At 73.9% G+C, this 19,346-nt stretch carries 18 protein-coding genes and 1 riboswitch; of the genes, 6 read left to right on the forward strand and 12 right to left on the reverse strand.

The features are described from left to right. Window positions 1-113: 113 nt before the first annotated feature. The 3 genes from ACFVU9_RS31235 to ACFVU9_RS31245 form a co-directional block, all read right to left on the reverse strand. Entirely contained in the window at window positions 114-542 is a 429-nt protein-coding gene (locus ACFVU9_RS31235; protein ID WP_387599129.1) for an ML domain-containing protein, read from the reverse strand. A gap of 111 nt (window positions 543-653) precedes the next feature. Further along, window positions 654-2,000 carry a diaminopimelate decarboxylase gene (lysA, locus tag ACFVU9_RS31240; RefSeq protein ID WP_387599132.1) on the reverse strand — a complete coding sequence of 449 codons (1,347 nt, stop codon included), beginning with the start codon at window positions 1,998-2,000 and terminating at the stop codon, window positions 654-656. 33 nt (window positions 2,001-2,033) lie between these two features. Then, window positions 2,034-2,207, reverse strand: a complete 174-nt coding sequence (locus tag ACFVU9_RS31245; protein ID WP_380436530.1) for a hypothetical protein — start codon at window positions 2,205-2,207, stop codon at window positions 2,034-2,036. A gap of 354 nt (window positions 2,208-2,561) precedes the next feature. Here ACFVU9_RS31245 and kdpB point away from each other — a divergent pair, with 354 nt between their 5' ends. Then, window positions 2,562-4,733, forward strand: a complete 2,172-nt coding sequence (gene kdpB, locus ACFVU9_RS31250; RefSeq protein WP_387599135.1) for a potassium-transporting ATPase subunit KdpB — start codon at window positions 2,562-2,564, stop codon at window positions 4,731-4,733. Window positions 4,734-4,934: 201 nt separating this feature from the next. Beyond that, window positions 4,935-5,420, forward strand: coding sequence for a universal stress protein (locus ACFVU9_RS31255; RefSeq protein WP_387599138.1), 486 nt, complete (start codon window positions 4,935-4,937; stop codon window positions 5,418-5,420). A gap of 170 nt (window positions 5,421-5,590) precedes the next feature. On the opposite strand, the gene ACFVU9_RS31260 is transcribed toward ACFVU9_RS31255, so the two are convergent. Beyond that, window positions 5,591-6,802 carry an alpha/beta hydrolase gene (locus ACFVU9_RS31260; protein ID WP_380436536.1) on the reverse strand — a complete coding sequence of 404 codons (1,212 nt, stop codon included), beginning with the start codon at window positions 6,800-6,802 and terminating at the stop codon, window positions 5,591-5,593. 198 nt (window positions 6,803-7,000) lie between these two features. Further along, window positions 7,001-7,187, forward strand: a riboswitch (M-box (ykoK) riboswitch). 393 nt (window positions 7,188-7,580) lie between these two features. Here ACFVU9_RS31260 and ACFVU9_RS31265 point away from each other — a divergent pair. Genes ACFVU9_RS31265 through ACFVU9_RS31280 form a run of 4 tightly spaced genes read left to right on the forward strand, consistent with a single transcriptional unit; the run spans window position 7,581 to window position 9,436 of the window. Beyond that, window positions 7,581-7,853, forward strand: coding sequence for a hypothetical protein (locus ACFVU9_RS31265; protein ID WP_380500050.1), 273 nt, complete (start codon window positions 7,581-7,583; stop codon window positions 7,851-7,853). 60 nt (window positions 7,854-7,913) lie between these two features. Then, the gene (locus ACFVU9_RS31270) at window positions 7,914-8,417 is read left to right on the forward strand and encodes a winged helix-turn-helix domain-containing protein (protein WP_380436540.1); all 504 of its coding nucleotides are present in this window, start codon (window positions 7,914-7,916) and stop codon (window positions 8,415-8,417) included. A gap of 46 nt (window positions 8,418-8,463) precedes the next feature. Then, window positions 8,464-8,961: a hypothetical protein gene (locus ACFVU9_RS31275; protein WP_387599143.1), complete on the forward strand. Its 498-nt coding sequence runs from the start codon at window positions 8,464-8,466 to the stop codon at window positions 8,959-8,961. 55 nt (window positions 8,962-9,016) lie between these two features. Continuing rightward, window positions 9,017-9,436 carry a glyoxalase gene (locus tag ACFVU9_RS31280; RefSeq protein ID WP_380500052.1) on the forward strand — a complete coding sequence of 140 codons (420 nt, stop codon included), beginning with the start codon at window positions 9,017-9,019 and terminating at the stop codon, window positions 9,434-9,436. Between the two features lie 55 nt (window positions 9,437-9,491). Here ACFVU9_RS31280 and ACFVU9_RS31285 read toward each other — a convergent pair whose 3' ends face one another. The 8 genes from ACFVU9_RS31285 to ACFVU9_RS31320 all read right to left on the reverse strand — a co-directional run bounded on the left by ACFVU9_RS31285 (window position 9,492) and on the right by ACFVU9_RS31320 (window position 19,167). Beyond that, complete coding sequence (locus ACFVU9_RS31285) at window positions 9,492-10,136, reverse strand: hypothetical protein (RefSeq protein ID WP_380498488.1); 645 nt, start codon at window positions 10,134-10,136, stop codon at window positions 9,492-9,494. 215 nt (window positions 10,137-10,351) lie between these two features. Then, window positions 10,352-10,780 carry a cupredoxin domain-containing protein gene (locus tag ACFVU9_RS31290; protein ID WP_380436548.1) on the reverse strand — a complete coding sequence of 143 codons (429 nt, stop codon included), beginning with the start codon at window positions 10,778-10,780 and terminating at the stop codon, window positions 10,352-10,354. After that, a complete protein-coding gene (locus ACFVU9_RS31295) occupies window positions 10,780-11,253 on the reverse strand; it encodes a hypothetical protein (protein ID WP_387599147.1) in 474 nt (157 codons plus the stop codon). Before ACFVU9_RS31295 ends, ACFVU9_RS31290 begins: the two co-directional genes overlap by 1 nt. Before the next feature lie 121 nt (window positions 11,254-11,374). Further along, window positions 11,375-12,748, reverse strand: a complete 1,374-nt coding sequence (locus tag ACFVU9_RS31300) for a nitrate/nitrite transporter (protein ID WP_387599150.1) — start codon at window positions 12,746-12,748, stop codon at window positions 11,375-11,377. After that, complete coding sequence (gene nirD / locus ACFVU9_RS31305) at window positions 12,745-13,113, reverse strand: nitrite reductase small subunit NirD (RefSeq protein ID WP_380436554.1); 369 nt, start codon at window positions 13,111-13,113, stop codon at window positions 12,745-12,747. The genes ACFVU9_RS31300 and nirD overlap by 4 nt, the downstream gene beginning before the upstream one ends. Continuing rightward, complete coding sequence (gene nirB, locus ACFVU9_RS31310) at window positions 13,110-15,695, reverse strand: nitrite reductase large subunit NirB (protein WP_387599172.1); 2,586 nt, start codon at window positions 15,693-15,695, stop codon at window positions 13,110-13,112. The genes nirD and nirB overlap by 4 nt, the downstream gene beginning before the upstream one ends. 14 nt (window positions 15,696-15,709) lie before the next feature. Further along, on the reverse strand, window positions 15,710-16,939 hold the full coding sequence (locus tag ACFVU9_RS31315; protein ID WP_387599153.1) for an NAD(P)/FAD-dependent oxidoreductase: 1,230 nt from the start codon (window positions 16,937-16,939) through the stop codon (window positions 15,710-15,712). Continuing rightward, window positions 16,936-19,167 (reverse strand): molybdopterin oxidoreductase family protein, encoded by a 2,232-nt coding sequence (locus ACFVU9_RS31320; protein WP_387599156.1) that lies wholly within the window; start codon window positions 19,165-19,167, stop codon window positions 16,936-16,938. The genes ACFVU9_RS31315 and ACFVU9_RS31320 overlap by 4 nt, the downstream gene beginning before the upstream one ends. Window positions 19,168-19,346 lie beyond the last annotated feature (179 nt).

A 19,346-nucleotide genomic window follows, 5' to 3' on the forward strand; every position in this document is an offset into this window, starting at 1 on the left:
AAAACCCCCCACCACACCACCCCACTAAACCCCGCCACCCCCACCCCCCCCCACACGCCGCGCCCCCCCCCGCCGGCCCGGCGGCGGGGGCACGACGACGTTCGCAGGTGCGGTTAGCGCGAGAGGTCGACGTCGAAGTCCACGGCTGCCAGATCGTCGTCATCGACCATGTAGGCGCGGACCTGGAGCTTGAACTTCGCCCTCGGAACCTCCCTCGGGAGGCCGATGACCGCTGTCAGGACCGCGTCCCCCTTCGGCATGGGGCGCTTTCCGTCGCTGGTGTCGCAGCTCAGCTCCAGGCCCTCGGCACCGCCGCCGCGAAGCTCCGCAAAGAGGTCGTACTTGCGCTCGATCAGCTTGATCAGCCCGAGCTTGACCACGAGGTCGAAGTACGCGCCGTCCTCGATCGCCCTCGTCGCAGCCGCGTCGATCCGGAGTGTGACGGGGCTTCCCGGCTTCGGCGGATCCGGGGTGACGGTCATGGACTTGATCTGTAGCGCGTCCGTCGGCAAACCTCTGTCCACATAGCTCCAGCCGGCCATCTTGAACTCCCTCCGTCACGACGCACCGCCGTGGCACGTCGCGACAGTCTGGACTCCGGCAGGCGGCTCCTACGGGCGGAGACACGTCAAACCACTCGAACGGGTGCGCGCTTAGCGGCCGACTTCCCGAAGGCGGAAGTCCTCGACCGTCTCCCTCCGGATCAGCAGCCGTGCCCTGCCATCCTTCACGGCGGCCACCGGCGGACGACCCACCATGTTGTAGCCGCTGGCCATCGACAGCTGGTACGCCCCCGCTGCCGGCACGGCCAGCAGGTCACCCGGCCGCAGGTCGGCCGGCAACAGCGCGTCGCGCACGAGCACGTCCCCGGCCTCGCAGTGCCGCCCGACCACGTCGACCCGCGCCGTCCCCGCGTCCGTACGGCGGCCCACCATCCGCACGGTGTACTCCGACCCGTACAGCACCGGCCGCGGGTTGTCGCTCATGCCGCCGTCCACCGCCGCGAACGTCCGCCCGTCCGCCGCGTGCTTCACGGACAGCACCCGGTACACCGCCACCGCCGCCGGGCCGGCGATCGCCCGGCCGGGTTCGACGATCAGGCGCGGCACCTCCAGGCCCGCCTCGGCGCAGCGCACCGCCAGCCGGTCCGTCACCCGCACCGCGAACTCGGCGACGTCCAGCTCCTCGTCGCCCGGCAGGTACCGGATGCCGTGGCCACCGCCGAGGTCGAGCTCGGGCAGCTCGACGCCGTGCCGGTCGCGCACGTCGGCGAGCAGCCGTACGAGCGTGTCCACGGACTGGAGGAACGGCTCGATCTCGGTGATCTGCGAGCCCAAGTGGCAGTGCAGGCCGACCAGTTCCAGCCCCGGCTGGTCGAGCACCCGGGCAATGGCATCGGCCGCGTCGCCGCCCTCGATCGGGAAGCCGAACTTCTGGCCGCCCACGCCCGTCCGCACGGCCGCGTGGTGCCCGGCCGCGATCCCCGGGACGACCCGGACCAGCACCTTCTGCGGCGTGTCCGCCGCCACCAGCGCCGCGAGCCGAGCGATCTCCGCCGGCCCGTCGATGACGATCCGGCCGACGCGCAACCGCCGCGCCAGCCTCAGGTCCTCCGGGGACTTCGCGTTGCCGTGCAGCAGGATCCGCTGCGCCGGGAACCCGGCGGACGAGGCCAGCCACAGTTCACCCGACGAACAGACGTCCAGGCCCAGTCCCTCCTCCGCGACCCAGTCCGCCATCGCGCTGCACAGGAACGCCTTGCCCGCGTACAGCACGTCCGCGTGCGGCAGCGCCCGGCGGTACGCGCGGGCGCGCCCCCGCACCTCGGCCTCGTCGAGGACGTACAGCGGCGTGCCGAACCGTTCGGCGGCCTCCGCCAGCCCGACTCCGCCGACCAGCACCTCCCCGCCGGGCCCCGTCCGCGCCGACGCGGGCCAGGGGCCGCCGAGCGCGTCGGCGGAGGTGGAGGTCACGGAGGGAGGGGCGGTGAGCTGGGTCATTGCGGCTCCTACGGAACGTCGAGCGGGTGGCGGTCAGTCCTCGAAGTGCATCGCGTACCGGCAGTGCGCCGGGCGGGTACGGCTGCGGTCGACCTCGGAAGGGGCCGGGGCGGCGGGCGCGGGCTCGGGGCGCTCGGCGACGGGCACGAGGCGGATCGTGCGTTCAAGCGGCTCGTCGACGTCGATCAGGGCGGTGGCGGTGGTCATCGAAGACTCCCAGGGAAGGTCGTGGAGGGCCGTCGTCCGCGGCCCCCGGTTCCAGTGCAAACCCATCGCACACCGACCGCACCCGCCCTTGACGCGTGACCTACGCGAACGGGGCCCACCTTGACGACTTCCTGACATTCCCCCCGACCCCAGCCCCCCGAACGGGTGTTCGCGCAGGTCGGAGGCTGGGTCGATCATGGTGTCAGGGAACTGTCAAAGAAGGCCGTTCCGCCGCCAAGCCCGCGTCAAGACCGGCATGGCGCACAGGAATCCGGTGGTGGGCTGTCCGCCGTTCCCGTCGCCACCGAACCCGCCGCCCCACCGCAAGGGGCAGCCCGGAAGGTCCCCGAGACGATGCGCCGTACGGCCCTCACGGACACCACCGACCACCCGCAGCACGCGCCCCACCCGCAGCAACCGCAGCAACCGCAGCACCCCAGTCATCGGCCCAGCGGCCCCGCCAACGGACGCCGTCGCCTCATCACCCGGCAGCAGCTCGCCGAGGCCCTGCCCGCCGCCGTCCGCAAGCTGCACCCGCGCACGATGGTCCGCAACCCGGTCATGCTCGTCGTCGAGACCGGCTCGGCCCTCACCACGCTCACCGCCGTCGCCCGCCCCAGCGTGTTCGCGTGGCTCATCGGCTTCTGGCTCTGGCTCACCGTGCTGTTCGCCAACCTCGCCGAGGCCGTCGCCGAGGCGCGCGGCAAGGCGCAGGCCGACTCGCTGCGCCGCGCGCAGGCCGGCACCACCGCCCGACGGCTGCTGCACTGGCGGGTCGGCATCCCTGACCACCGTCACGAGGTCATCCCCGCCAACGAGTTGATGCTGCACGACATCGTGCTCGTGTCGGCCGGCGAGGTGATCCCGCAGGACGGCGAGGTGGTCGAGGGCGTCGCCAGCGTCGACGAGTCCGCGATCACCGGCGAGTCCGCCCCCGTCATCCGCGAGTCCGGCGGCGACCGCACCAGCGTCACCGGCGGCACCAGAGTGCTCTCGGACCACTTGGTCGTCCGGATCACCTCCCGGCCCGGGCAGAGCTTCATCGACCGGATGATCAGCCTGGTCGAGGGGGCCAACCGACAGAAGACGCCGAACGAGATCGCGCTCAACATCCTGCTCGCGTCGCTCACCATCATCTTCATCCTCTCCGTCGTCTCCCTCCAGCCGATGGCCATCTACGCGCACGCCCCGCAGACCACCGTCGTGCTGTGTGCCCTGATGGTCGCGCTCATCCCGACGACCATCGGCGCGCTGCTCTCCGCGATCGGCATCGCCGGGATGGACCGGCTCGTCCAGCGCAACGTCGTCGCCCTCTCCGGCCGGGCCGTCGAGGCCGCCGGGGACGTCGACGTGCTGCTGCTCGACAAGACCGGCACCATCACCTACGGCAACCGGCGGGCCGTCGCCCTGCACCCGCTGCCCGGCGCGACGACCGAACAGCTCGCCGAGGCGGCACAGTTGGCGTCCGTCGCGGACGAGACGCCGGAGGGGCGCTCACTCGTCGAACTGACGATTCGTCAGTACTGGGTGCCGCCAAGGGCGCCCGGCGAGCTCGGCGAACAGCGGCCCGTCCCGTTCACCGCGCACAGCCGGATGAGCGGCGTCGACCTGAGCTGGCCCGACGGGACCGCCTGCCTCATCCGCAAGGGCGCCGCGAACGCCGTCGCCCAGTGGGTCGTGCAGTCCGGCGGCCGGCTGCCGATGGCGGCCAAACCGCTCGTCGACCGGATCGCCGGGGACGGCGGCACCCCGCTGCTCGTCGCCGTGCACGACCGGCACGGCGCCCGCGCGCTCGGCGTCGTCGAGCTCAAGGACGTCGTCAAGGAGGGCATCGCCGAACGCTTCGCCGAGCTGCGGCGGATGGGCATCCGCACGGTCATGGTCACCGGCGACAACCCGCTCACCGCCAAGGCCATCGCCGAGGAGGCCGGGGTCGACGACTTCCTCGCCGAGGCCACGCCCGAGGACAAGCTCGCCTACCTGCGCCAGGAGCAGGCCGCCGGGAACATGGTCGCGATGACCGGCGACGGCACCAACGACGCCCCCGCCCTCGCCCAGGCCGACGTCGGCGTCGCCATGAACTCCGGCACCCCGGCGGCGAAGGAGGCGGGCAACATGGTCGACCTCGACTCCAACCCGGCCAAGCTCATCGACATCATCCGGGTCGGCAAGCAACTCCTCATCACCCGGGGCGCGTTGACCACCTTCTCGATCACCAACGACGTCGCCAAGTTCTTCGCGATCATCCCCGCGATGTTCGCGAACGCCTACCCCGGGCTGCACCACCTCAACATCATGGGGCTGCACAGCCCGCAGTCCGCGATCGCCTCCGCGATCATCTTCAACGCGCTGATCATCGTCGCGCTCATCCCGCTCGCCCTGCGCGGCGTCCGCTACCAGCCCGCCTCCGCGACCGACCTGCTCCGGCGCAACCTGCGGGTGTACGGGCTGGGCGGGCTGGTCCTGCCGTTCCTCGGCATCAAGGCGATCGACCTGCTGATCGAGTTCGTCCCGGGGCTGGGCTGACCGCCGCCGGTGCGAGTAGCGGTACCGGCACCGGTGCTACTAGTACGCACGGCTGTCAGGGGGCCGTCAAGATGCGGGCGACACGCGTCATGGCAGCGTCAGCGGCGACGCGGACGGGGTGGTTCCGGGGTTCACTGGACATGACGGAACCGAAGACACGCACCCACACGAAGACAAACTGGCACACGGAGGCGAACGGCCATGACCGGGACCACCCGAGTGATCGTCGGCCTGAGCGGATCACTGAGCAGTCTCGCCGCTCTCTACCACGCCGTCGGCGAAGCGGCGCGGCACGGAGCCACCCTCGTGCCGGTCGCCGCCTGGACCGCGCACGACCGGGACGGGCTGCGACCACTGTCCGAACTGGAGCACGCCGCCCGCCGGCGCCTCGACATCGCCTTCGAACAGGCCTACGGCGGGTACCCGTCCGGCCTGGTCGTCCACCCCGTGGTGGTCAACTCCGAACCGGGGCCCGCCCTGGTCGGCGCCGTCACCGGCCCGGACGACGTCCTCGTGATCGGCGCCGCCACCCGCCGCCGGCTCGACCGGCTGCGCCACGCGTCGGTGGCCCGCCACTGCCGCCACCGGGCCGGCTGCCGGGTCGTCGAGGTGTCCCCGTCCGATCTCCTGACCCGCCTCGAACTCCCCGCCCGCACGGGCGCCCCGCTCCCGCTCCTCGCCCGCTGACGCCACCGACCGCGGCACCGCATCATCGCGGCATCGCGGCATCACGCCACCACGCCACCGACCGCGGCACCGCGGCACCACGACCAGGGCCGCTGGGGCCGGCCCGGCGAGCCCCCCTCCGCCGCCCCCGTCCGATCCGCCCGGACGGGGGCGGCGCCATGCCAACGTTCCTACGGAGATGGGGCGTTGAGGTGGTCGCTCAGCCATGTGAGCGAGGGCGGAAGCAGCCGCGTCCAGGTCGTGAAGTTGTGCCCGCCCGAGTCCACCGTCGCCTGCGCCACCGTGAGCGGCGGACGGGCCGCCGCCGCGAAGGCCGACGAGTCCGCGTACGTGCTCCCGTCCTCCTTGCTGTCCGCGAGCAGCGCCGACAGCGACGGCATCGGCAGGTGCGCGAGGCGCCACGTGAGGTCGGCCTCGTCGCGGCGCTGCGCGCTGCCGCCGAAGAGGTCCCCGGTCGTGATGTCGTCCGCCGCCTTGAAGTAGCCGGAGAGCGAGACCACGGCCGGGAAGGTCTGCGGGTGCACCATGCCGAGCTTGAGCGCGCAGTAGCCGCCCGTCGAGTCGCCGATCACGCCGAGGCTCCCGGTGCCGTCCAGGACCCGGTAGGAGGCGCGCAGGTCGGCCGGGACGTCCGTCGTGTAGTACGACTGCGCCTGCGGGCCGTTCGGGACGTCCTCGCACTCGCTGTCCCGGGGCATCGACGGCGACGGGCGCATCAGCACGAGCACGGCCGGCCGCATCGCGCCCTTCCGCAGCAGGTCGAGCTCGTACGCCGGGTAGCGCAGCTTGGTGACGAGGTTGGCGGCGTCGCCGGGGAAGCCGGTCATCACGAGCAGCGCGGGGAACTGCCGGTGCTCGCCGCCCGGCTGGAAGTACTGCGGCGGCAGGTAGACGTAACCGTCGGTGCTCAGACCGGTCGTCCCGCCGGGGATGCGGACCTTGTCGAGCCGCCCGATCTGCGCCGGGTCGCGGCTGCCCGCCGGGGCGCCGGTGATGTCCGCCGTGCCGAGCACCTGGATCCCGGCGGGCGAGCGGGCGGGCCCGGTGCCGGTCGTCCCGGCGCCGCTGGTCCCCGTACCGCTCGCCCCCGCACCGCTCGTCCCCGTAGCGCTCGGGGTGGCTCCGGCGCCCTGGATCACGGCCGCCCCGCGATCGTGCCCCAGCAGGTCGGACCAGCTGCTGTAGAAGACGAAGTAGTCGTTCACCGCGAGCCCCAGCGTGGCGACCAGCGCCAGCTGCGTGAGCACGATCGTGCCGAGCCGCAGGAACATCGCCGGCCAGCTCCGGACGGCCAACTTCGGCCACACCCACAGCGTGCCGAGCACCGTGGCCACGGTGAACAGCGCCGTCAGCGCGAGCAGCTTGTGACTGGTGAGTCCCATGGTCCGGCCTCCCCTACCACTGTGGACCACCGGTCCCGGATCCACAGCGCCTCCCACCCACCGTAATCGGATGGCACCCGAACGTCATGCGCTCCGGGGAGGGCGTTCGTACCGGGAGTTCGCCGGGAGTTCGTGTCAGAAGTTCGACAAAGGTGTCGAGGATCGCCCGGTTCCGGGCTATGCTTTCGGGTGTTTGAAAAGGCACCTCGTTCGGTGAGGCGTCTTCACGGACACAGGCCACTGACCCGACGACGTCGAGAGACGCCCAGGTTCAGGACAGATCTTCCCGACCTAAGGGTTGATCCCAAGTGGCTTCCCCGCAGTGCCCGTTGCGGCCGGGGATTACGCCGTGAAGTGCCAAAGCTCTGACGAGTTGGGGTGAGCCGGCGGCCCGGGGGGCAGGTTGGCGAGCTCCTGCCGAGTCGATGAACGCACCGCCCGTGGTGCGTCCGACCGGAAGGAGGCGATCGCATGGACAGCAGTAGTAGTAGTCCGGGCCACAGTCGGCCCCGTTCCCGCATGCCCGAGCACGCCTCCGGCAGACGCTGAACCCCCTTATCCCACCGTGCTTCTGACGTTTCGTCAGCGCATGCGCACACCACCGTGCCCGCGCGGCCCCGCATCGGACGGCCGCCCCGGGTCGCGGTGCCGTGCCCGCAGGGGGTCACCGTCGCACGCCGCCAGGCGGGCCCGCGCGTCAACCCGCCAACCCCACGCCACGCCCGGCCGGGGCATGCCCTCGCACGCCCGCCGACCGTTGAACCCGAGGTGAGTCGCCATGTCCGTCGCCGCTTTCTTCCACCCCACCACCACCCGGACCGTTCCGCCCCGCGGCCTGCGCGCCGCCCTCGCCGGCGTCCTCGGCCGGATCGCCGCGGGCCCCATCGCCGCGGGCTCGATCACCGCGGGCCCGATCGACGACACCGTGCTCCGGGCCATCGGTTCGCAGGCCCCGGCCGGGCCGCCGATGCGCCTGCGGGCCCGCTGGGAGGCCGTCACCGCCGCCGACGGGACGGCAGGGCTGTGCGCCCGCTGGCACGCCGAGAGCTGACCGCCCGTCCGCCCCTGCCACCCACTCCACCAGCAGAATCACGCCGAAGGAAGTCCCGTCATGGCCGTCCGCTACCCCCGGCTCGACGTCATCTTCTCCGACCACCGGGCCGCCCTCCGCGCCGTCACGACGGCGAGCGCCCCCGCGGCCAAGGCCGCCCCCGCCGTTCCCGCCGCCCCCGCCGAGCGCGTCCCCGCACAGGCCGGTTCCGTCCGGGCCGCCACCGTCCGGGCCATCCGCCCGCAGGCCGGGGACGACACCCCGCCGAACGGGCTGGCGATCGACCCCGAGCAGCGCGTCGCCACCGTGAACGGCCGCGAAGTCGACCTCACCTTCATGGAGTTCGAGCTGCTCGCCCACCTGGTCGCCAACCCCCTGCGGGTGCACAGCCGCCGCCAGCTGATGGAGAGCGTGTGGGGCCGCCCCGACAACGGCGACACCCGCACCATCTCCACCCACATCGCCCGGATACGCCGCAAGCTCGGCCCCGGGCACCGGCCCACCCTCGCGACCGTCCGCCAGGTCGGCTACAAGTACGACCCCCGGCTGGCCGCCGCGGCCTGACCCATTTCGCCAACTCACCGTCACCACGGCCACGATGAGGTTTCCGATGACTCCCGGCAAGCTGCTCCCGCGGCGCGGCGAGGCGGCGGGGCTGCTCGTCGTCCTGACGCTGCTCGTCCTCGAAGGCCTCGCGCTGAACGAGGCCTCGGACCCGGACCGGCCGGTGATCGGCGCCGCCCTCATCGGGTCCGCCGCCACCGGTCTGCTGCTCGTCGGCGTGCTGCTCGTCGGCCGCCGCCTGGCGGCCCGGCGGAGGCTCCCGCTGCCTCCGCCGGGCCCGGACGGCCCCGTCTACAGCACCCGCGCCCTGGAGGGCTTCCCGATGGAGGCCGTCCGCCCGCTGCTGCTCACCGAGGACGGGCCGCAGCTCAACCAGCTCTACGCGGCCTGGGTGCTCGCCCTCGGCGGTCACACCGCGCCGTGGATCGCCCGCCGACTGGACCTGCCCGTCCCGACCGTCCGGATCCTCGTGGACGCCGTCCGCGAGCGGCGCCGGGGACCGCATCGGCCCGGCGCCAACCCGCCTCCGTCCCAGCACCGTTGACGACCACACCCGCCAACTCCCGCCCCCTGCACCGCACCACGAGAGGAACCCTTCGGTGATCACCGCCCTGGACCACGTCCAACTCGCCGCCCCACCCGGCAGCGAGGCCATGCTGCGCGCCTTCTACGGCGACATCCTGCAGATGGCCGAGCTCCCCCGCCCGGCCTCGCTCGCCGCACGCGGCGGGTGCTGGTTCGCCGCCGACGGTGGCCGCGTCCGGCTCTACCTGGGCATCGAGGACGCCTTCCGGCCGACCGCCAAGGCCCACCCCGGCCTGGTCGTCGACGAGATCGACGCCTTCGCGAGCCGGCTGGAGAGCTCCGGCGCGCTGGTCGTGTGGGACACCTCGCTGCCGCCGAACCGCCGCTTCTACACCCAGGATCCGGTCGGCAACCTGCTGGAGTTCGTCGAACAGCAGCCCGCGCCCACCCCTGCACAGCCGACCGGATCATCCAAGGAGCCTTCGTACCGGTGAAGGCAACCAGGCGAAACCGCAGGCTCCTTGAGGTCTCCTTGCCCGTATCCGGCTTCTACACCCGCGACCCGGGCGCGGCGGTGGCCCCGCCGCGCCCGGCGTTCGCCTGGGCGACCAGGTACGGCACCATCCCGCGCTCCGCCAGCGCCGTCCGCCAGGCGTCCCGCGCGAGCGCCAACTCGCCCGGGGCCCCGGCGTCCCCGCCCTCGGCCGCCCGCGAGCGCGAGGCCGCGGCGGCCAGCCCGATCCCGCCCGCCAGCGCACTCACCAGCGCCACCCCGGCCGCGACCCACCCGGCACCGACCAGCGCCCCGCCCAGCACCTCCGAGTCGTCGGCCAGCCCGAGCGCGTAGCCGAGCAGCAGGAAGATCCCGGCCGCGGCCCCGGAGACGAGCGGCACGATCACCGCCAGCACCCCCAGCCACCCCGAGGCCCGCTCCGGCGCAGGCGCGTCCACCGGCAGCCGCGCCTCCGCGTCGGCGTCCGCCCGCAACCCCGCGTACCGCTCGTACTCGGGCGCGGCGGCGGCCAGCACGTACTCCGCGTTGTCCCGCGCACACCGCCGCAACCGCTCGACCCCGTGCGCCTGCTCCCCCCTCGCGCGCAGCGCGGCCTGCACCGCCGCCCCCGCGAGCGCCCTGCTGAGCACCGTCTCGAAGTCGGCCCGGTCCTGCTGAGGTAGCCGGAGCGGTCTGTCCATGGTTCAACCCCGTTCGCTGTTCGCGTCGCCCCCGCCTTGGCGCCTGCTTTACCAGCTCTTAGTTCTACAGCACTGTAGAGCATGGGGTGCAAAGGGAGCAGCAGTCGTGACCAGTGAACTTGCGGCTACGGAGCGGGATCGGCCATGGGCACACGCCGCGGTCCGGCCCGGCCGGATCCGTCGTCCCGTCGAACGGCGGGGACTCCACGACGGGCCTAACCCACCGTCAGGATGCCCCGCATGAAGTGGTGGAACGTGCACTGGTACGAGTACGCGCCGCGCTGCGCCGGTGCCTTGAAGGTGGCCGAGGCGCCCGGGGCGATGGGGGCCGTGTCGAACGTGCGGTCCTGGGCGGTGAGGGTGTGCTCGACCGTGTCGGCGTTCACCACCGTGACGGTGCCGCCGGGGCGGACGGTGAAGTTCGCGGGCTGGAACAGGAAGTTCCCGATCGTCACCGTCACCGCCGTCGGGCCGCTGGGGGCCGCCGTCGTGGGGAGCCGTGGCGCGGCGGGTGCGGTGGTGGGGCCGCTGTCCTCCGGCGCCGAGCCGATGTAGGCGCTGAGGCATCCGGTGAGGGATGCGCTCAGGCCGGCGGCGAGGAGGAGGGCGCCGCCGGCCCGGGCGAGCCGGGTCGGCGGGCGCATCAGCCGGTTGCGGCGGGGGTGGGGGTGGCGAGCCGGATCCGGCGGGCGTCGGCCGAGGCCGGCGGGGCGGAGCCGAGGTTGGAGACCGTGGCGGTCAGGACGGCGTCCACGTCGGGGATCCAGTTGGTGGTCTTGGACGACACGATGAGCTGGCGATGCTGCTCCGTCCCGTCGCACTGGATGTCCGTGTCGGCCGTGCGGGTGGAGCCGAAGGCCTTCGTGGCGGCGTCCTCCGGGTCCTGCTGCTCCACCGTGACGGTCAGCGACCTGGCCTCGGCGGCCACCCCGCACACGTATGTGACGTCGACCCGGACCTTGCCCGGGATCTTCTGGTCGATCCGCGCGCCGTCGATGGTGACCGACGTCGTCGGCTGATCGGGGCCCGCATCGGCCACTGCGGGCACTGCGGGTACTGCCAGGCCGCTGAGGGCCGTGGTGAGGACCGTCAGGATGATCCACCGCTGCACTGCCAACCTCCCGGGGGCTAGGACGAGCTGCGGCCGACGCTAATCGCCCGCCCCCGGCCCCGCGCGCCGGGCGGCCCGAACGGCTCACGCCCCCCGGCACGCGCCGCCCCGGCGCCCGTCACCGGCCTCAGGCCGCCTGCCGCACCAGCCCGGCCCGCGCGCCCGGCCGCAGCCAGACGACCCAGGTGAGCGCCGAGCACGCCAGGTAGGCCCCCAGGAAGCCCACGTAGGCGGCGTCCCCGTTGTGGCTGGCCTGGAAGGACTGCCGGAAGGCGAGGTTCACGATCACCCCGCCGAACGCCCCGATCGCACCCGCGAGCCCGATGAGCGCGGCCGAGCGCCGCCGTGCGTCGGTCTCCGCCGCCGCGGGGTCGGCGCCCGCGGCGACGGCGGCGCGGGCCCGGCCCTGGTAGTGCGCGGGGATCATCTTGTACGTCGAGCCGTTGCCGATCCCGCTGAGGACGAACAGCGCGACGAACCCGGCCAGGAACAGCGGCAGCGAGCCCGCCCGGGAGGCGGCGAGCACGACGGCCGTCCCGGCGCCCATGGCCGCGAACGTCGCGAGCGTGACGCGCGCGCCGCCCCAGCGGTCGGCGAGCCGTCCGCCGACGGGCCGCAGGAGCGAGCCGAGCAGCGGCCCGAGGAAGGTGAGCGCGGCGGCCTTGACCGGGGTGTCGAAGCGGTCGTGGAACTGCACCTGGAGCACCTGCCCGAAGGCGAAGCCGAACCCGATGAACGAGCCGAACGTGCCGATGTACAGCGCGGACACGGCCCAGCCGTACGGGTCCCGGGCCACCTCGCGCAGCGCCCGCCCCTCCTTGGCACCGGCGGACGACGCCGGCAGGTTGTCCATCCTCCACCAGGCCCCCGCCGCCGCGAGCACGATCAGCGGCAGGTAGATCAGCGGCAGCAGCCGCGGGTGGGCCGCGCCCGCCGTGGCGAGGACGAGCAGCCCGAGCAGCTGCACGGCCGGCACGCCGAGATTGCCGCCGCCCGCGTTGATGCCGAGCGCCCAGCCCTTGAGCCGGTGCGGGTAGAAGGCGTTGATGTTGGCCATGGACGAGGCGAAGTTGCCGCCGCCGACGCCGGCCACGCAGGCCACCGCGAGCAGCGTCCCGTACGAGACGCCGGGCTTCAGGACGAGGGCGGCGAGCACGGTCGGCACGAGCAGCAGCAGGGCGCTGATCACCGTCCAGTTCCGTCCGCCGAACCGCGCGACGGCGAAGGTGTACGGCAGGCGCAGCAGCGCGCCGAGCGCGGTCGGGAGCGCGGTGAGCGTGAACTTGCCCGCCGTGTCGATGTGGTACTGGGGCCCGAGGAAGAGCACGAGCACCGACCACAGGCTCCACACCGAGAAGCCGATGTGCTCGGAGAGGACGGAGAAGACGAGGTTGCGCCGGGCGATGCGGGCGCCGGCCCGCTGCCAGAACTCCTCGTCCTCCGGGTCCCAGCCGCGCAGTTCGGCGGGTCCGGCCGTACCGGCCTCGACGACTGTCGTCACTTCGCACCTCCGGAGACCCGGACGGGCCAGACCTTCAGGACGGCCGGGCGGCCGTCGGGGGCGGTGTCCTCGTCGAGGCAGCGGCCGTCGGTGAGGTCGAAGACCTGCTTGTACATCGGCGAGGCGAGGGTGGGGCGGTCGCCGCGGCTGCCGAGCAGGCCGCGGGAGAGCACCTGGGCGCCGCTGAACGGGTCGAGGTTGTCGACGGCGTACAGCTTCCCGGCGCGGTCGACGAACAGCGCGACCTGGTGCGCCTCGGAGAGCAGGACGGCCCTGCCGCGGCCGGGCTGCAGGTCGTCGAGGGTGCAGACGGCGTGCCAGCGGGTGCCGTCGTGGATCTGAACGTCGTGGATCTGAACGGTCACGGGGTGAGCACCTCCAGTCGGGCCCCGGCGATGAGGACCGGGGATTCGAGGGTGTGTCCGTCCTCGCCCGGGCGGGCGGGGCGGATCTGGCCGCGTTCGGGGACGAAGGTCACGGCCGGGTCGGGGGTTCCGGGGGCGTTGACGAAGGAGGAGAAGCGCCGCAGCCGGTCGGGGTCGGCCAGGGTCTCGGCCCATTCGTCCTGGTAGCCGCCTATGTGACGGGCCATCAGTTCGTCGAGCTCGGCGGCGATGCCGAGCGAGTCGTCGAGGACGACGGCCCGCAGGTGGTCGAGGCCGCCCTCCAGGCGCTCCAGCCAGACCGAGGTGCGTTCGAGGCGGTCGGCGGTGCGGATGTAGAACATCAGGAAGCGGTCGATGGTGCGGATGAGCGTCTCGCGGTCGAGGTCGGCGGCGAGCAGGTCGGCGTGCCGGGGCGTCATGCCGCCGTTGCCGCCGACGTAGAGGTTCCAGCCGGCCGAGGTGGCGATGATGCCGAAGTCCTTGCTCTGCGCCTCGGCGCACTCGCGGGCGCAGCCGGAGACGGCCGACTTGAGCTTGTGCGGGGAGCGCAACCCCCGGTAGCGGAGCTCCAGTTCGATGGCGAGCGTGGTGGAGTCCTGGACGCCGTAGCGGCACCAGGTCTCGCCGACGCAGGACTTCACGGTGCGCAGCGACTTGCCGTAGGCGTGGCCGGACTCGAAGCCGGCGTCGACCAGTTTGCGCCAGATCACCGGGAGTTGGTCGACGGTGGCGCCGAACATGTCGATCCGCTGGCCGCCGGTGAGCTTGGTGTAGAGGCCGTGGTCGCGGGCGATCTCGCCGATCGCGATGAGGCCCTCGGGGGTGATCTCGCCGCCGGGTACGCGCGGGACGACCGAGTAGGAGCCGTTGCGCTGGATGTTGGCGAGGAAGTGGTCGTTGGAGTCCTGGAGGGCGCCCTGTTCGCCGTCGAGGATGTGGCCGTTGCCGAGGCTGGCCAGGATGGAGGCGACGGTGGGCTTGCAGACCTCGCAGCCCTCGCCGCTGCCGTGCCGGTCGAGCAGGTCGGAGAAGCTCCCGATCCCCGTCACGCGGACGATCTCGTACAACTCGGCACGGGTGTGGGCGAAGTGCTCGCACAGGCCCTTGTCGGTGCTGACGCCGGCCGCCTCCAGCTCCTCGGTGACGACGGTGCCGAGCATCTTGACGCAGCTGCCGCAGCCGGTGCCGGCCCGGGTGCACTTCTTGACGGCGGCGACGCTGTCGCAGCCCTGGTCGCGGACGGCGGCGCGGACGGCGCCCTGGGTGACGTTGTGGCAGGAGCAGAGCACCGCGTCGTCGGGCAGGGCGACCGGTCCGGCGTTCGCGAACCCGGCGGGCAGCACGAGCTGTTCGGCCGGGACGGTGAGCGGCTTGCCGGCTACCGCGAGCGGGCGCAGCGTGCCGTAGGCGTCGGTGTCGCCGACCAGGACGCCGCCGAGCAGGGCGCCGTCCCGGCCGATGACGAGCTTGCGGTAGACGCCGCCGCGACTGTCGCTGTAGAGCACGTCGAGCGCGCCCTCGGCGGTGCCGTGCGGGTCGCCGAAGCTGGCGACGTCGACGCCGAGGAGCTTGAGCTTGGTGGAGGTGTCGGCGCCGGTGAAGCCCTCGCCGGGCAGGTCGGCCAGCGTCCGTGCCGCCGTCTCGGCCATCTGGTAGCCGGGCGCGACGAGGCCGTAGACGCGGCCGTCGGCGGCCTGGGCGCACTCGCCGATGGCGAGGACCGCCGGGTCGGCGGTGCGGCAGCGCTCGTCGACGACGACGCCGCCGCGGGCGCCGACCGGCAGGTCGCAGTCGCGGGCGAGCTGGTCGCGGGCGCGCACGCCGGCCGAGAACACCACGAGGTCGGCGGCGAGTTCGCGGCCGTCGGAGAGCGCGAGCCCGGTGACCCGGCCGTCCTCGCCGGTGACGACGCCGCTCGCGCCGGCGCCGGTGTGCACCGTCACGCCGAGGTCCTCGATCTTGCGGCGGAGCACGGCGCCGCCGCCGTCGTCGACCTGGACGGCCATCAGGCGGGGCGCGAACTCGACGACGTGGGTGGTCAGTCCGCCGGCCCGCAGTGCGCCGGCGGCCTCCAGGCCGAGCAGCCCGCCGCCGACGACGACGCCGGTGGCGGCCTTCTCCGCGTCCGAGCGGATGGCGTCGACGTCCTCGATGGTGCGGTAGACGTGGCAGCCGGGCGCGTCCTTGCCGGGCACCGGCGGGACGAACGGGACGGACCCGGTGGCCAGCACGAGGGCGTCGTAGCGGACTTCGGCGCCCGATCGGGTGCGCACCAGGCGCGCCGCCCGGTCGATCGCGGTGGCCGGGTCGCCGAGGCGCAGGTCGATGCCGTGCTCGGCGGGGAAGCCGGGCGGGCACAGCGAGAGGTCCTCGGCGGTGCGGCCGTCGAACAGTGCGCTCAGGTGGACCCGGTCGTACGCGGGCCGGGGCTCCTCCGCGAGCACGGTGATCCGCCAGCCGCGGGCGGCGGGCAGCGCGGTGAAGGCCTCCAGGAAGCGCTGGCCGACCATGCCGTGGCCGACCAGGACGAGGTCACGGCTGCTGCGGTGGTCGGGCGTCATCCCATTGCTTATGGTCATCGCGGTTCTCCTCGGGTGAGCAGGTGCAGGGGGTGGCCGCCGAGCGGTCCGCCGCTCTCGAAGGCGCCGGCCAGCGCGTCCACGGTGGCCAGGTCGCCGAGCAGGATCGCGCCGACCAGGCGGTCGCCGCGCAGGACGAGCTTCTTGTAGCTGCCGCGGGTGGCGTCGGCGATCCGCAGGACGTCGAGACCGGGGTCGAGGGTCTCGTCCACGGCGCCGAAGGCCGCGTACTCCAGGTCGCCGGTGCTGAGCCGGGCGCGCGGGACGCTGCCGGTGTAGCGGGCGTCCGGGTCGGCGCCGGCCAGCCGCCGGGCGAGCACGTCGGCCTGTTCCCAGGCGGGGCCGGCCAGGCCGTGGACGGTGCCGCGGTGCTCGGCGCAGTCGCCGATCGCGGACACGTTCCCGCCGGAGACGTCCCCGGCGACGGCCAGTCGGTCGTCGACCAGGATCCCGGTGCCGACCGGCAGCCCGGCGCCGTACGCCAGGGCGGTGCGGGGGCGGGTGCCGCAGGCGAGCACGACCAGGTCGCAGTCGAGCCGGTAGCCGTTGGCCAGTTCCACCGCGCCGACCCTCTCCCCGCCGTGGACGGCGCGGGCGCGGTTGCGGGCGTAGGTCTCGACGCCGAGCGCCAGCAGCCGCTCCCGCAGCACCTCGGCCGCCTCGTGGTCGAGCTGACGCTCGATCAGATGTGGTGCCTGGTGGACGATCTCGGTGCGGACGCCGAGCGCGGCCAGCGCCCGGGCGGCGCTCACCCCGAGCACCCCGCCGCCGATCACCACCGCACGTTTCGCGGTGACGGCCTCCTCGGCGAGCCGCCCGCAGTCCTCCAGCGTGCGCAGGGTGTGCACGCCCTCGGCGAGGCCCAGCCCGTCGGGGCGGCGCAGCCCGCGCACCGGCGGCAGCACGGGGTTGGAGCCGGTCGCGAGGACGAGCTCGTCCCACGGCTCGACGGTGCCATCGGCCAGGGTCAGCGTGCGGGCGGCCGGGTCGAGGGCGACGACCTCGCAGCCGGGCCTGGTTTCGGCCCCGCCGAGCGGCAGCGCGATCGACTCGGCGTCGTAGCGCCCGGTCAGGACGTCCGCGAGCAGCACCCGGTTGTAGGGCGCGCGCGGCTCGGCGCCGTAGACGGTGACGGTGCCGGGCCCGCCGAGCGCGCCGTAGCGCTCGGCGAAGCGGGCGCCGGCCATGCCGCCGCCGACGACGGCGATCCTCGGTTCCCTGGTCACGGTGCCACCTCCTGTCCGGCGCGCTCGGCCTGCCCGGCCGCCGCCTCGCCACTCCGGTCGAACGGGCGCTCGGCCTGCCCGGCCGCCGCCTCGCCGTCCCCGGCAGCCCCGCCGCCGCTCGGCCCGGCCGCCTTCTCCACCCGCACCGCGCACACCTTGAACTCCGGCATCCGGGACACCGGGTCGAGCGCCGGGTTGGTCAGGCTGTTGGCCCGGCCCGCCCCCGGCCAGTGGAAGGGCATGAACACGGTGTCCGCCCGGATCGCGTCGGTGATCCGCGCCGGGGCCACCGCCCGTCCGCGCCGGCTCGTCACCGCCACCGGCTCCCCGTCGGCCACCCCGAGCCGCTCGGCGAGCCGCGGGTGCAGCTCGACGAACGGGCCGGGCGCGGCCCTGGTGAGCTCGGCCACCCGCCGGGTCTGCGCGCCGCTCTGGTACTGGGCGAGCACCCGTCCGGTGGTCAGGTACAGCGGGTACTCCTCGTCTGGCTCCTCGCCGGCCGGGCGGTGGGTGACGGCCACGAAGCGGGCCCGTCCGTCCGGGGTCGCGTACCGGTCGAGGAAGAGCCGCCTGGTGCCCGGGTGGTCCTCGGCCGGGCAGGGCCAGAACACGCCGTCCTCCGCCGCGATCCGCCGGTAGCTGATGCCCGCGTAGTCGGCGTCGCCGCCGGCCGAGGCGCGGCGCAGCTCGTCGAAGGCCTCCTCGGCCGCCACCGGGAAGCCGGTCGCGACACCCAGGCGGGCGGCCAGTTCGCGCAGCACCCACAGCTCGCTGCGGACGCCCTCGGGCGGGTCGAAGGCGCGGCGGCGCAGGATGACCCGGCCCTCCAGGTTGGTGGTGGTGCCGTCCTCCTCCGCCCACTGCGTCACGGGCAGGACGACGTCCGCGAGGCGCGCCGTCTCGGACAGCACCAGGTCGGCGACGACCAGCAGGTCCAGCGCGCGCAGCCGCTCGGTGACGTGCCCGGCGTTCGGCGCGGACACCGCCGGGTTGGAGCCGGCCAGCAGCAGCGCCCGGACGCCGTCCGGCCGGCCGAGGCCGTCCAGCAGCTCGTACGCCGACTTACCCGGGCCCGGGATGCTCTCGGGCGGCACGCCCCACACCGCGGCGACGTGCTCCCGGGCGGCCGGGTCCTCGATCGAGCGGTAGCCGGGCAGCTGGTCGGCCTTCTGGCCGTGCTCGCGCCCGCCCTGCCCGTTGCCCTGGCCGGTGAGGCAGCCGTAACCGGCGTACGGACGGCCGGAGTTGCCGGTCGCCAGGCACAGGTTGATCCACGCGCCGACGGTGTCGGTGCCCTTGCTCTGCTGCTCCGGGCCGCGCGCGGTGAGCACCATGCCGGTCTCGGCGGTGCCGAACAGCCGGGCCGCCTCGCGCAGTTGGTGGGCGGGCACGCCGGTGATCCGCTCGACGCGGTCCGGCCAGTGCGCCATCGCGGCCTCGCGGGCCGCCTCGAAGCCGGACGTCCTCCCGGCGATGAAGTCCTTGTCCACCAGGCTGTCGGCGATCACCAGGTGCAGCAGGCCCAGCGCGAGCGCCAGGTCGCCGCCGGGGCGGGGCTGCAGGTGCAGGTCGGCGAGTTCGGCGGTGCGGGTGCGGCGCGGGTCCACGACGATCAGGGTGCCGCCGTTCTCGCGCAGTTCGCGGAAGTAGCGCACGGCCGGCGGCATCGTGTCGGCCGGGTTGCCGCCGACCAGGATCAGGCAGCCGGTGTGCGGGATGTCCTCCAGCGGGAACGGCAGGCCGCGGTCCAGGCCGAAGGCCCTGCGGTGGGCGGCCGCCGCCGAGGACATGCAGAACCGGCCGTTGTAGTCGATGTTCGCGGTGCGCAGCACCACCCGGGCGAACTTGCCCAGCAGGTACGCCTTCTCGTTCGTCAGCCCGCCCCCGCCGAACACGCCCACCGCGTCCGGCCCGTGCTGCTCCCGTACCCGGGCGAGCCCGTCCGCCACGCGGTCCAGCGCCTCTGGCCAGCCCGCCGCCCGCAGCGGCCCGCCGGGCCGGTCGCGCAGCAGCGGGCCGGTCAGCCGGACGTCCCGGGCGAGCACGGCCGCCGCCGAACGGCCCTTGCCGCACAGCGCGCCCCGGTTCACCGGGAACTCCGGCCGCTCCAGCACCTCGGGCGTGCCGTCCGCGCCACCACCCAGCCGCATGCCGCACTGCAGCGAGCAGTACGGGCAGTGGGTGTCGGTGGTCGGCGTGGGGGCCGCCTTCGGGCTGGTCAGCGTCATGCCGAGGAATGTCGCCGTCCGCTGTTTCGCGACCGCGTCACCCGTGTTGCGGGCGCGGTACACCTCCCTCACGGCCGCCCGGCCCCAGGGTGCGCTCCAGGAACACCGGCCGTAACCGGAGCAGCCCTTTCGCTTACCTGGGGGTGACGGGCGGGCAACGCCCCCGTAACGTGCACGCC

The organism is Kitasatospora sp. NPDC057936 (assembly GCF_042887525.1).
Classification (GTDB): Bacteria; Actinomycetota; Actinomycetes; order Streptomycetales; family Streptomycetaceae; genus Kitasatospora.